Consider the following 12,692-nt stretch of genomic DNA (forward strand, 5'->3'; position numbering starts at 1 on the left):
TCATGGTTGCAACGCGTTACGTTTCTTTAAGACAAACTTTCAAGAAAACAAGAACAAAGCCTCGTAACAGCAAGCCGATTTACCTAGTGTTTTTTACGTTGTGTGTATCGGTTTTAACAGGTTGTGAATCCACATCAAATAGCCGCTATTCACAACATGTCGATTCGGCACCTCGCCATGTTGCCAAAACACCAAATACAGCAGATGCTGTACCTAAATTCGAACCTTATCGCATGTTTAATAGCCGCCCCTATACTGTGCTAGGCAAACACTATAAACCGATGACGTCAGGCAAAGGCTATCACCAAATTGGCCACGCCAGCTGGTACGGTCAAAAATTTCACGGGCATTTAACGTCTAATGGTGAAACCTACAACATGTTTGCCATGAGCGCAGCTCACAAAACGCTGCCACTACCCTCCTATGTTCGCGTAACTAACCTCGACAACAACAAGCAAGCCATTGTTAGAGTGAATGACAGGGGCCCCTTTCACGATGATCGCATTATCGATTTATCTTATGCGGCAGCGGTAAAACTGGGTTACCACAACAAAGGGACTGCACGGGTAAAACTTGAAGTGATCCATTTTGATGAAAATAACAATGTTACTGTGGGCAATGGACAAACCGTAACTTACGATGAGTATATAGGTATTACAAGTACGGCCCCTGATACACTGATGGCGTCTACCTCAAGCACAACCTCAAGCACAAATGCTTCATTAATAGAAAGCGACTCAGCGGCTCTTACAAACAGTGTTCAGGGCAATGATGCTGAAACAAAAACTGAAACTCCACCTGGCACTTACATTCAGGTCGCTGCGCTTTCTGATGGACAAAAAGCAAAGTCCATTTCAAATGTACTCTCCGCGCTCTATCAAATACCAGCTCACCTTCCCGTTTCAAACAATATCTACAAACTTCAACTTGGTCCGATTTTCGAAGATGCTGTGGTCTCTGAAGTACTAGAGCAATTAAAACAAAACGGTTATCCCAACGCCTACGCAATTACTCAAACATTGTAATAACATTGGGTAATCTAATTAGCTTAACTTCAGCGTGCTGGAAGTCACTGGACATATATTAGTCAACAATGTGGCCACAATGTGTCATTTGTCAGGCAATATCACGGTTTCTTCGATGAATAGCTACAAAGCCCTAAACTTTTTTGATAAAACCTAGTCTTATTGTCATCCTTTCGATAGGATCGACTCATAGTTGTGCAACGCGTTTGCCAATTTGTTACTACAAAAGCTAAATTGGGGAGCTCTACAACGCCTTGTCTTTGCTAATAATTAGCAAATCGTCTTGTAGAGTAAGCTTTAAACTCACACGGATAAAACGGTTAAAGAAATAAAAACCATGCTTAGAACAACTCAACGCGCTAACCCGTCATTTTTGTCATTTGTCTTTTTAACATTGGTTGCCTTATTACAAGTCGCCAACGCGGCTGTTATCGCACCGCCTGCACCAACGGTTGCAGCAGAAGGCTTTCTATTAACCGACTTTGAAACTGGCCATATCATTGCTTCAAAGAATGAAGATATGCAACTTGCCCCTGCAAGCTTAACCAAAATAATGACCATTTATGTTATCGGTAAAGAGTTACAGGCAGGTAATATCAGCCTAGATGACGTTGTGACGATTTCAGAAAACGCGTGGGCAAAGAAATTTCCTGACTCTTCAAAAATGTTTATCGAAGTGGGTACACAGGTTTCAGTGCGTGACTTACTTCGTGGTATTGTTGTTCAATCAGGTAACGATGCATGTGTGGCTATGGCTGAGCACGTAGCGGGTTCTGAATCAGCGTTCGCCAGTATGATGAATGCGCACTCAGCAGCGTTGGGTATGACAGGTTCTCACTGGGTAAACGCCCATGGTCTTCACGACCCAGACCATTACACTACCCCAAGAGACATGGCGACATTGTCACGCGCTCTGATTGCTGAAACCCCTGATATGTATAAAATTTATAGCGAAAAGGAATTCACATACAACGGAATTAAGCAATATAACCGCAACAGTTTATTGTGGGACAAAAGCCTAAATGTTGATGGCATTAAGACTGGGCATACGTCTGATGCTGGCTACAGCCTAATAACTTCAGCGGAACAAGGCGGTATGCGCCTTATCTCTGTAGTAATGGGTACAGATAGTGAACGAGCACGTAAAGTAGAAAACAAAAACTATTAAAGTACGGCTTCCGTTTCTATGAAACACTGACGCCTTATGAAGCAGGTCACAGCTTCGTTGCACATCGCATTTATATGGGTGATAGAGAAACGGTAGACCTTGGAATTAATCAATCTACCCCCATTACTATTCCCCGTGGCCAAGCCGCAAATCTTGAAGCGAATTTTGAACTTGATCAAAAATTAGAAGCCCCACTGGCGAAAGGCCAAGTGGTAGGTAAGCTATACCTTCAACTTGACGGTGAAGACGTGGCAAGTTACCCGTTAGTCACCCTTCAGGAAGTTAAAGAAGGCAGCTTCTTTAACCGCATGAAAGATTACATCATGCTTCAGTTAGGGTTTGACGATGAGTAGCGACGTATAAATTAATACGTCAAAAACCTAGTTGTGAAGCGGCCAGATTTGTTACAATCTGGCCGTTTTTTATATGAGATTTATTGTACCAAGGATTTCGCATGGATACCCGTTTTGACGAACTTCTAGATTTTCCAACTAATCAAACATTTAAAGTAATGGGTGTTGCCCACGAAGACCTTCCAACCCAAGTTGTTAGTTGTCTTCAACAGCATGCTCCTGGTGATTACACACCTAACATCAAGCCAAGCAGTAAAGGAAGTTACCATTCTGTTTCTATCAGTGTTCGCGTTACTAGCAAAGAACACATGGAAACAATATACACTGAATTGGCAAAGCTCGAACTAGTTAGGGTTGTACTGTAAGTGACTGAGACGTCCACAAGAGCGCGCCCCTCACCTGTTGTCATACGCCAGCTTGGTCGCCAACCTTACGAACCTATCTTTGAAGCAATGAAGCAATTTACAGATGCCAGAGATGAGCACACGCCTGACGAGATATGGTTGGTAGAACACGATGCTGTTTTCACCCAAGGGCAAGCAGGAAAGGCGGAACATATTCTCATGCCAGGGGATATCCCCGTGGTACAGGTAGACCGTGGAGGTCAAGTTACCTACCATGGTCCGGGCCAACAAGTCATTTATTTGATGTTGAACATCAAGCGCAGAAAATTGGGTGTACGCCATTTGGTCACCGCCATGGAAGAAGCAGTGGTTGGACTACTTGCCAAATACAATGTAAAAGCTTACCCAAAGCCCGATGCGCCTGGGGTCTATGTGGATGAAAAGAAAGTTTGTTCGCTGGGATTACGTATTCGTAATGGTTGTTCATTTCATGGTCTTGCGTTAAATGTTAACATGGACCTATCGCCGTTTCAGCGTATAAACCCTTGCGGTTATGCTGGTATGGAAATGATAGATACAGCCCGCCTAAACGGCCCAACGTCGCTAGATATTGCTGGTAGTGAGCTTACTTCGCTACTACTAGAAGCGCTTTCCATTACGGAAACAACATATAAAGAAGGTTTTGATGAGTAACGCACGACCTCAAGCGGGGGTAAAACTCCGTGATGACGAAAAAGTAAAACACATTCCCGTAACCATTATTCCTACTGAAAAGGAAGAGATGCTACGCAAGCCGGAATGGATAAAGATTAAACTTCCTCGTTCTACTGAAAAAATTGATCACATTAAGCAGACACTTCGCAAGAATAAACTTCACTCTGTATGTGAAGAAGCAAGCTGTCCTAACCTAGCTGAATGTTTCAATCACGGTACTGCTACGTTTATGATTTTGGGGGACATTTGTACACGTCGTTGCCCGTTTTGCGATGTTGCACATGGCAAACCTCTTCCACCAAGTGCAGAAGAGCCAGAAAAGTTAGCCAAAACCATTGCTGAAATGAACTTGCGTTACGTGGTTATTACTTCAGTAGACCGTGATGATCTTCGCGACGGCGGTGCACAACACTTTGTTGACTGTATTAATGCAATTCGCGAGCACAGCCCCTCTACGACAATTGAAGTACTAGTACCGGATTTCCGCGGTCGTATGGACCGTGCTTTAGAAATCTTCAAAAACGGCGTTCCAGACGTATTTAATCACAACCTAGAAACTATTCCTCGCTTATATCGCGAGTGTCGCCCTGGTGCTAACTATCAATGGTCCCTCGATCTTCTGAAGAAGTTCAAAGCACAACACCCTGACATTATGACTAAATCTGGACTAATGATGGGAATGGGTGAAGAAAACGAAGAAATTGAAGGCGTATTACGCGACTTACGTGCTCACGATGTAGATATGCTTACGTTAGGCCAGTATTTACAACCTAGCCGTCACCACTATCCAGTGAAACGCTACGTGCACCCTAAAGAGTTTGATGCACTAGGTGTTTATGCGAAAGAAATTGGCTTCACGCACGCAGCGTGTGGACCAATGGTACGCTCTAGTTACCATGCTGACCAACAAGCAGCGGGTAAAGAAGTAAAATAAGCCTGTTTCACATTAGCGCTGTAATAAGCGCATTATTAGTTTTAAGCGGTGGTATACACCGCTTTTTTGTATGAGCTAGCTACCAATATACCTTTTTTAGTTTTAAGTTTTTCACGCCTTGTCAGTGACAAAACATCAAGTGTTGTTAGAATGCCGTTCAATTTAACGATTTCCAGTTTGATGTAAGGTTTTTCAATGCGTAAACATATCTATATTGCTTATACTGGCGGAACCATCGGTATGAAGCCATCAGACCAAGGCTATGTGCCTGCAGCGGGATTTTTATCAGATACATTGAAGAACATGCCTGAATTCCATCGCGCTGAGATGCCGTTGTTTACCTTGCATGAATATGACAATCTTATAGATTCATCAGACATGAACCCTTCTGATTGGCAGCGTATCGCTGATGATATTGCAAATAACTATGATGCATACGATGGCTTCATTATATTACATGGCACCGACACCATGGCGTATACCGCCTCGGCCCTTAGCTTCATGTTGGAAGATTTATCCAAACCCGTTATCGTGACCGGCTCACAAATCCCCCTTGCAGAATTGCGCTCTGACGGCCAAGTTAATCTACTTAATGCCCTGTATGTGGCGGCTAATTACCCGATAGCTGAAGTTGGCTTGTTCTTTAACAATAGACTTCTTAGAGGAAATCGTTCTAGAAAGGTCGATGCCGATGGTTTTAGTGCTTTCGATTCACCCAATTTCCCTCCGCTACTAGAAGCCGGCATCAACATTCGCGTAAAAGCGGGGAAATTAGCAATAACATCAAGCAATACCCTGACAGTATCAAATGTAAAAGCCCAACCAATTGGAATGGTTAGTCTATATCCAGGTATTGCGCCCGAAGTTATAAAGAATACGCTGCAACAACCGGTCAATGCATTGATCTTATTAAGCTATGGTGTGGGTAATGCACCGCAAAACCCAGAGCTCATTGCCCAATTGAAATATGCTAAAGCCCGTGAAATTCCTGTTCTAAACTGTACGCAGTGCATGCGAGGACGAGTTAACATGGGCGGTTACGCAACTGGACATGGTTTACAAGCTGTGGGCGTACTTTCAGGCAGTGACATGACACCGGAGGCTGCATTAGCAAAACTTCATTATTTACTAAGCAAAGACCTCTCGTTTGAGGAAATTAGCAAACAACTAACGCAAAACTTACGTGGCGAACTCAGCGAATAAAAGGTAACAACCGTGACAACAACCTACACAGGCACTTTGCGCAAAATGCGCACCCGAGCTGATGAAAACAATACCGTGCATTATACGCTTCCCATTGGTGACGATCTTGTTGATATCAATGCATTAATTGGCCGTGAAGTTACCCTCTCCTATCAAGGCGAAATCAACTGTGTTCATTGCGACAGAAAAACAAAGAAAAGCTTTAACCAAGGCTATTGTTATCCATGCCTAATTTCGCTAGCGCAATGCGACAGTTGCATAATTAAACCTGAAAAGTGCCACTATCACGAAGGTACATGTCGTGAGCCACAATGGGGCGAAGAACACTGTTTTAATGAGCATTTCGTCTATCTGGCGAATACAGGTACGGTCAAAGTTGGTATTACTCGCCAAATTTCTGAAGGTGTTTCCACACGTTGGATGGATCAAGGTGCAACACAGGCTACGGTCATGTTACGTGTGCCCGACAGACTGACCAGTGGTCTGGTTGAAACACTGTGTAAAGATCATATTGCTGATAAAACAAATTGGCGAACTATGCTTAAAGGAAAGCCAGACGAGGTAGATTTAACGCAAGTCAAATCCGAGTTGATGGAAAAAATCAGCGCCGAATTAGATGCGTTAAAGCAAGAAAAAGGCTTGCAAGCGGTCAGTGAGGTAACGAGTACTACACACGACATTCATTACCCTGTTGAAGATTACCCGGTAAAGATTAAATCGCTTAATTTAGACAAAGACCCCACCTTTACGGGTGTGTTAAAAGGCGTTAAAGGTCAATACTGGATGTTAGACGGCGATCGCGTTATCAATATCAGAAAATTTGCAGGTTATAAAGCAAGCCTTAGCGTTTAGAGCTTGAAACTTGGTGCTTTGCGCTTGGAGTTAATAATTAAGAATTTAGGGCTTAGTGCTTTTGACTAAGCCCTAACAGTACAACCCAAGAATAGTGCCTTAGCTTGTGTAAACTTGGCTCGTGTAATTACAGACTGCTAATTCCAGAATGTAAAATAATCAGCGGAATTTCGCTGTGGCTTCGGTGCAGGTTCGAAGGCAGGCGTACCAAGGTATAAGAAACCAACTATCTCATCATCTTCCGTTAAATCTAAACCTTGCTTCACAATATCGCATTGCGCATAGCTACCTGTTCGCCACATGCCATTAAAACCTTGGGCAACCGCTGCCATTTGCATCGCCATCACCCCACAACTAGCCGATGCAATTTGCTCAACACGCGGTACTTTTTCGTGCTCTACATATTTTGCCACTGCAACCACAACCATAGGGGCTCGATGTGGAAGTTTGACCGCGCGATCTATCTCTTGCTGAGACTTCCCATTTTCGATAGCCGACTGCTCGTATAACGCGCCTAATTTATCAAGCCCTTTGCCTTGGCATACAATAAATTGCCATGGTGTTAAACACGCATGATCTGGCGCACGAAGCGCTGCCTGCATTATATTTTCCAGTACTTGATCACTCGGTGCAGGTGCACTCAGCCGAGGTTGAGAGCTTCTATTGAGAAGTAAATGTAATGCGTCCACGTGTGTTCTCCACTTTTTAACAGAGCACTTCGTACTAATGATCCAAAGTGCGCAAATTCCCATGTGGTAGATCCTACGACTGCCTCAAAAAAAAGACCAGAAAAATCCGGTCTTTGTTATTTAAATATGCGTTGAGCGGTGTATGTCGCAGCGTTATCTTTTGCTAATTCAGCCTAGCGCTACTTTTTTCTTCTACTGGTTTGCTCTTTTGCTGACAAAGTAGTCGACACTCACGTAACGACCACCACCATAAAAGAATAGAACAAGTAGCATAACAAAATAGGTAGCCGCGAATTCAATGCCATTATTTAGCACTACAAAGTTCCCACTGGACGTTAACCAATCGTAATGGCCATGCTCTTGCAATAGAGATTTCGCCGCCTGTAGCTTTTCAGGTGCATCCATTACGCTTTCATTTAACAATAGAGTTCCATCAGCAAGCCATGATGATGCATCAGCAATCGCTAACCATCCATTTTCAGCATGTACACTCACCATCGCCACAACCATAGTTACCATCAACGGAATGCTCACTAAGCGGGTAAGTACCCCCAAAAGTAGGAAAACACCACCTATAAGTTCTGCTGCCGTGGCCAATAAGGCCATAACAAAAGGTAAAGGCAAGCCTAATCCATAGTCTTCGTTGCCAAACCAAGAAACAATATCTTCAAAATTTGACGCTTTGTTCCAACCTGCTTGAACCATAACGGGTGCCAAATACAAACGCAAAAGTAACAATGGGAGGCCATCTGCGTGTCGCAGTTTTTTTATTATTTGTGTATAAAGGTTAACCATAGTTTTCAGGCTTATCTCGTGTGTTATCCATACTAAGAACGGAAGTTCATGAAAAAAATTTCACCTAAACCTAAAAATACTTCACCTCTTTCAAGAATAATGGAAAAAGGCCACAACAAAACAGGCTACAAGACAACGTCAGGTAAGCTATTGATGCAGTTAAGCGAGAACGACCACAAACGCATAGCGCAACTAATCTCACTTTGGCTTAGTAAATCTGAAACTCATCGCCCTTAGTAAGCGATTACAAAAAATTACAATTATATTAGCGATATTATGTGAATTAGGTAACATAATGAGTAGAAATTGGGTGTATACATAACCTATGTCGTACTCTCATTAGTCGAATTCAAAAAAGGTAGTAATATATGGCAGCCAGAGGAAGTTGGACAAAATCCTTGTTTATTGGCTTGTGGACAGTACTCAACTTTTCCCGCAAACTTTTCTTTAACGTGATTTTCTTGGCTATCTTTGGTGGCTTGGTAGTCGCCATAGTAAGTCAGGATGATGACCCGCTTACCGTAAATGCTGATAGCGCACTGTTTCTTACATTAAATGGCAAGCTTGTCATAGAAAAAGAGAGTATTGACCCTTTTGAACAGTTTTTGCAAGAGTCACTAGGTAGTGAACCAGAAAACCCTGAAGTACTTGTCCGTGACGTGGTTAAGGTGCTTGAAAACGCACAAAAAGACCGCCGAATAAAAGCGCTGGTATTAGATTTACAAGGCCTTACGGGTGGCGGTTTAGATAAATTACGCACCATTGCAACGGCCATTGACCAATTCAAAACTTCTGAAAAACCTGTTTACGCCATAGGCGATTACTTTTCGCAAGAACAATACTATTTAGCTGCTCACGCTGATCAAATATATTTAAATCCAATGGGTGGACTTATGTTTGAAGGATACGGCCGTTACGGTATGTACTTCAAAGATATGCTGGATAAGTTAAAGGTAACAACGCATATTTTCCGCGTGGGCACCTACAAATCTGCAGTTGAGCCCATTATGCGCAACGACATGTCTGATGAAGCTAAAGAAGCCGAAAAACAATGGTTGAACGGCTACTGGGCGCAATACAAAAAAGATGTTGCCCAAGCACGCGGTATCGATGAGTCAAACTTTGATGAAACGCTACAAGGCTTATTAGACAAATTTGAAGCTGCCGGCGGTGATTTTGCACAATACGCGTTAGACAATAAATGGGTTGATGCGTTAAAAACACGGGAAGAAGTGCGCGCAGAATTGACTGCACTCGTTGGTGAAGACGACAACTCTTACGGCGTTAACTACACATCCTTTAACACGTACTTAAAGGTTGTTAATCCTCCTATGCCGTTTGTTGACCACAATATGGATAGAGTTGCCATTGTAGTTGCCAAAGGTACGATTTTAGACGGCAATCAAAAGGCAGGAACTATCGGCGGTGATAGTACAGCCCGTCTACTGCGAAAAGCGCGCATGGACGACAATGTGAAAGCCGTTGTCTTACAAATTGATTCGCCTGGAGGCAGTGCATTTGCTTCTGAAGTCATTCGACAAGAAATTATAGAACTTCAGCGCGCAGGTAAACCAGTTGTCGCCTCTATGAGCACCTATGCAGCATCGGGTGGTTATTGGATTGCAGCAAGCACCGACCGTATTATTGCCAGCCCAAGTACAATTACCGGCTCTATTGGTGTATTTGGTATGTTCATGACATACGAAAATTCATTAGACTACCTTGGTATACACAGTGACGGTGTTGGTTCTACAGAATTAACAGGGTTCTCGGTAGTGCGTCCACTTGCCCCAGAGTTTGGCGAAATTCTTCAGCGCAATGTTGAAAACACCTATGGCAACTTCCTGTCAATGGTATCTAGTGCCAGAGGCATGACAGTGGAAGAAGTTGACAGTGTTGCTCAAGGTCGTGTTTGGCTTGGTAGTGATGCATTAGAACTTGGTTTGGTTGACCAGTTAGGTACACTTGACGACGCGATTGTTGCTGCTGCGGAACTTTCTGAACTGGACAAATATGACACCTACTATGTGCAGCGTACATTAACCGCGCAAGAGCAGTTCTGGAAAGAGTTCTTCGGTCAAGCCATGATGTTCGTTGGAAAGTGGCAGTTTGCCCATGCTGACTCAGCACTGGTTAATGAATTCAAACGTGTGCTTCGTGATTTTAGCGCTGTTAGCAGATTAAATGATCCTAAAGGCACCTACGTATTGTGCTTACCGTGCGATGTTAAATAAAACACTCATTAAAGAACGCTAGTTATCGCTACTAACGATTTAACAAGTCAACAGCGTCAATGTTTAATTGACGCTGTTTTTGTTTGTTATAACCACGCCGAGAACGTCTTCCAACGAAAGTTTGAAAGGCCCAACATTACATTTCGCCGCTCTGGTAAAAACGCGGGCACCGCCTTCTTACAACAAAACCGCTTGAACTTTCATCCCCTACTCTATGTAGAAAACGCTGATGCTTTTATCAATGAAGTTGTGCCTCACGAGGTGAGCCATTTACTGGTTTGGACACTGTTTGGAAAAGTAAAGCCACATGGCGTGCAATGGCAAGCAATAATGCGCGATGTATTCAACTGTTCACCAAATACTACGCACAGCTTTGAAGTTCAGCACCTTACTAATACCTTTCCTTACCGCTGTAACTGTAATACCTTTGCGTTATCAATTAGACGTCACAATAATATTAAGAAAGGCACACAGTATCGCTGTAAGCGTTGTAATGCGATATTACAAGAGAACGCCTCAAGAGAATTGCAAAAAAGCTAAGCGCTGAGTAGCACTTAAATTTTAGTTAAACCAGTGTTTTGTGAATGCGTTGTCTAAATCAGTAAACGCTGTTTTGAGAAGTTGAGCCAGCTCTTTGTATTTTGGTTTGCTTTTAGCCGATGCCAAATTGCACCCTTTGGTCCTCATCTTTGCGTGAATTTCTTGATACCAACCTTTTAATTGAGGCGGAAGATATTGGTCTGAACGGTGACCAAGCCACAGTAAACCTTGCATGGGTAAACTTATGAAAAAAGCACCAATAGCGATGGTTTGCGGTAAGTAAGACAGTCCGAGGTTTTGGATAAGAAGCGCACAAGAAATAAGCGCAACGGGCGGCATGGTTTTTATTGCAAATTGGGTCGCTGCGATAATACGACACTCAGGGAAATAAGCATACAACTCTTTCCTTACAGGCCATGTCTTCATGTACTGCTGACCATCTTTCAACATTGTCATTACCGATTGCGACATGGAAAACCCCTTATTTTTTGCAAGCGCATACTGCGAATTTCTAGCGCCTCTTTTAAATTGTAATAGGCTTTACCGTTAATACAAGACTCTTTGTCTTGTATTTATGCTCAAATTTCGCATTAGGACTATGTTCGCATTACAAAGAATTAATATTCCTTAAAATACATTCTAAATCGTTTGTTGTAACAACTGCTACCACAGTCTTTAAGTGACTTTTCGTCTTCTACAGGGCATCATAGAGCACTTGAAACGTGAAAAATAAAAAGATAATGGGAATAAGGTTGAATTATTTTTTTCAGACCCTACCTAGCGTTCTATAAGATTGATTATTAGTCACCCTAATGGGTGAATGAATTGGAGACGAAAATGGCAGAAAGCAGACACGTCCGTCTACTTATCTTAGGTTCAGGCCCAGCAGGATATTCTGCGGCAGTTTATGCTGCGCGAGCAAACCTTGAACCCGTACTACTTACCGGAATTCAACAAGGCGGACAGCTGACAACTACCACTGAAGTGGAAAACTGGCCAGGCGATCCTGAGGGACTTACCGGTCCTGATTTGATGGTGCGTATGCAAAAGCATGCTGAAAAATTTGATACAGAAATCATTTTTGACCACATCAATAAGACAGATTTAAGCAAGCGCCCTTTCACGCTTTATGGCGATAGTGGCACTTATACTTGCGATGCACTTATTATTGCAACAGGCGCTTCTGCAAAATACCTTGGCATGGAATCTGAACAAGCGTTCATGGGCAAAGGCGTATCAGCCTGTGCAACATGTGACGGTTTCTTCTATCGCAATCAAAAAGTTGCCGTTGTTGGCGGTGGTAATACTGCAGTTGAAGAAGCACTTTACTTATCAAACATCGCTTCAGAAGTACATGTAATCCACAGACGTGACACGTTCAGAAGTGAAAAAATTCTAGAGCAACGTCTTCGCGATAAGGCTGAAAACGGCAATGTGGTATTACATTTGAATCGCACACTTGACGAAGTGCTTGGTGATGAAATGGGCGTTACGAAAGTACGCGTTAAAGATACTGACAGCGACGCGACAGAAGAGATAGATGTAATGGGTCTTTTCATTGCTATCGGTCACAAGCCAAACACTGACATCTTCGATGGTCAACTTGAGATGAAAGACGGTTACATAACAGTAAATAGTGGCTTACAAGGCAATGCCACACAAACCAGTGTTGAAGGTATTTTTGCCGCTGGGGACGTGAGTGATCACGTTTACCGCCAAGCGATTACATCAGCTGGTACCGGTTGTATGGCAGCGTTAGATGCTGAAAAGTATCTTGATGGCCTTAAGTCTGAATAACCCTGCCCTTGTCTTAAAAAGCTCTACCCTAGCGTAGGGCTTTT

General features: G+C 43.0%; 13 protein-coding genes and 1 pseudogene. 11 read left to right on the plus strand and 3 right to left on the minus strand.

Features of this window, described 5'->3' with window-relative positions; translation table 11 throughout:
- Nucleotides 1–2 precede the first annotated feature (2 nt).
- The 7 genes and pseudogenes from EYR97_RS05425 (at nt 3) to EYR97_RS05455 (ending at nt 6,593) form a co-directional block, all read left to right on the plus strand.
- On the plus strand, nt 3–1,025 hold the full coding sequence (locus EYR97_RS05425; RefSeq protein ID WP_131092809.1) for a septal ring lytic transglycosylase RlpA family protein: 1,023 nt from the start codon (nt 3–5) through the stop codon (nt 1,023–1,025).
- A 337-nt stretch (nt 1,026–1,362) separates the two neighbouring features.
- A pseudogene (locus EYR97_RS05430) lies at nt 1,363–2,546 on the plus strand (D-alanyl-D-alanine carboxypeptidase family protein).
- Nucleotides 2,547–2,647: 101 nt separating this feature from the next.
- Nucleotides 2,648–2,911 (plus strand): DUF493 family protein YbeD, encoded by a 264-nt coding sequence (ybeD, locus tag EYR97_RS05435; RefSeq protein ID WP_131092810.1) that lies wholly within the window; start codon nt 2,648–2,650, stop codon nt 2,909–2,911.
- Between the two features lie 87 nt (nt 2,912–2,998).
- Nucleotides 2,999–3,583, plus strand: coding sequence for a lipoyl(octanoyl) transferase LipB (lipB, locus tag EYR97_RS05440; RefSeq protein ID WP_242634940.1), 585 nt, complete (start codon nt 2,999–3,001; stop codon nt 3,581–3,583).
- Nucleotides 3,576–4,538, plus strand: a complete 963-nt coding sequence (lipA, locus tag EYR97_RS05445; protein WP_131092812.1) for a lipoyl synthase — start codon at nt 3,576–3,578, stop codon at nt 4,536–4,538. Before lipB ends, lipA begins: the two co-directional genes overlap by 8 nt.
- Before the next feature lie 195 nt (nt 4,539–4,733).
- Entirely contained in the window at nt 4,734–5,741 is a 1,008-nt protein-coding gene (gene ansA, locus EYR97_RS05450) for an asparaginase (protein WP_131092813.1), read from the plus strand.
- A gap of 12 nt (nt 5,742–5,753) precedes the next feature.
- A complete protein-coding gene (locus tag EYR97_RS05455) occupies nt 5,754–6,593 on the plus strand; it encodes a DUF2797 domain-containing protein (protein ID WP_131092814.1) in 840 nt (279 codons plus the stop codon).
- Nucleotides 6,594–6,730: 137 nt separating this feature from the next.
- Here the strand turns inward: EYR97_RS05455 and EYR97_RS05460 are convergent, their stop codons facing one another.
- A complete protein-coding gene (locus EYR97_RS05460) occupies nt 6,731–7,282 on the minus strand; it encodes an NAD(P)H nitroreductase (protein WP_131092815.1) in 552 nt (183 codons plus the stop codon).
- 192 nt (nt 7,283–7,474) lie between these two features.
- Entirely contained in the window at nt 7,475–8,077 is a 603-nt protein-coding gene (locus EYR97_RS05465) for a DoxX family protein (protein ID WP_131092816.1), read from the minus strand.
- Nucleotides 8,078–8,125: 48 nt separating this feature from the next.
- Here EYR97_RS05465 and EYR97_RS05470 point away from each other — a divergent pair, with 48 nt between their 5' ends.
- The 3 genes from EYR97_RS05470 (at nt 8,126) to EYR97_RS05480 (ending at nt 10,851) form a co-directional block, all read left to right on the plus strand.
- Nucleotides 8,126–8,314 (plus strand): hypothetical protein, encoded by a 189-nt coding sequence (locus tag EYR97_RS05470; protein WP_131092817.1) that lies wholly within the window; start codon nt 8,126–8,128, stop codon nt 8,312–8,314.
- A 131-nt stretch (nt 8,315–8,445) separates the two neighbouring features.
- Nucleotides 8,446–10,311 carry a signal peptide peptidase SppA gene (gene sppA / locus EYR97_RS05475; RefSeq protein ID WP_131092818.1) on the plus strand — a complete coding sequence of 622 codons (1,866 nt, stop codon included), beginning with the start codon at nt 8,446–8,448 and terminating at the stop codon, nt 10,309–10,311.
- Nucleotides 10,312–10,335: 24 nt separating this feature from the next.
- On the plus strand, nt 10,336–10,851 hold the full coding sequence (locus tag EYR97_RS05480) for a SprT family zinc-dependent metalloprotease (RefSeq protein WP_131092819.1): 516 nt from the start codon (nt 10,336–10,338) through the stop codon (nt 10,849–10,851).
- A 21-nt stretch (nt 10,852–10,872) separates the two neighbouring features.
- Here EYR97_RS05480 and yfbV read toward each other — a convergent pair whose 3' ends face one another.
- Nucleotides 10,873–11,322, minus strand: coding sequence for a terminus macrodomain insulation protein YfbV (gene yfbV, locus EYR97_RS05485; protein ID WP_131092820.1), 450 nt, complete (start codon nt 11,320–11,322; stop codon nt 10,873–10,875).
- A 366-nt stretch (nt 11,323–11,688) separates the two neighbouring features.
- On the opposite strand from yfbV, the gene trxB reads away from it, so the two are divergent.
- The gene (gene trxB, locus EYR97_RS05490) at nt 11,689–12,648 is read left to right on the plus strand and encodes a thioredoxin-disulfide reductase (protein ID WP_131092821.1); all 960 of its coding nucleotides are present in this window, start codon (nt 11,689–11,691) and stop codon (nt 12,646–12,648) included.
- Nucleotides 12,649–12,692: the final 44 nt, after the last annotated feature.

Origin of the sequence: Alteromonas sp. KUL42 (assembly GCF_006538325.1) — a bacterium.
Classification (GTDB): Bacteria; Pseudomonadota; Gammaproteobacteria; order Enterobacterales; family Alteromonadaceae; genus Alteromonas.

Coding starts and splice junctions, on each gene's coding strand:
- EYR97_RS05425 (WP_131092809.1), top strand. CDS start 3: ATGGTTGCAACGCGTTACGTTTCTTTAAGACAAACTTTCAAGAAAACA.
- ybeD (WP_131092810.1), top strand. CDS start 2,648: ATGGATACCCGTTTTGACGAACTTCTAGATTTTCCAACTAATCAAACA.
- lipB (WP_242634940.1), top strand. CDS start 2,999: ATGAAGCAATTTACAGATGCCAGAGATGAGCACACGCCTGACGAGATA.
- lipA (WP_131092812.1), top strand. CDS start 3,576: ATGAGTAACGCACGACCTCAAGCGGGGGTAAAACTCCGTGATGACGAA.
- ansA (WP_131092813.1), top strand. CDS start 4,734: ATGCGTAAACATATCTATATTGCTTATACTGGCGGAACCATCGGTATG.
- EYR97_RS05465 (WP_131092816.1), bottom strand. CDS start 8,077: ATGGTTAACCTTTATACACAAATAATAAAAAAACTGCGACACGCAGAT.
- EYR97_RS05470 (WP_131092817.1), top strand. CDS start 8,126: ATGAAAAAAATTTCACCTAAACCTAAAAATACTTCACCTCTTTCAAGA.
- sppA (WP_131092818.1), top strand. CDS start 8,446: ATGGCAGCCAGAGGAAGTTGGACAAAATCCTTGTTTATTGGCTTGTGG.
- yfbV (WP_131092820.1), bottom strand. CDS start 11,322: ATGTCGCAATCGGTAATGACAATGTTGAAAGATGGTCAGCAGTACATG.
- trxB (WP_131092821.1), top strand. CDS start 11,689: ATGGCAGAAAGCAGACACGTCCGTCTACTTATCTTAGGTTCAGGCCCA.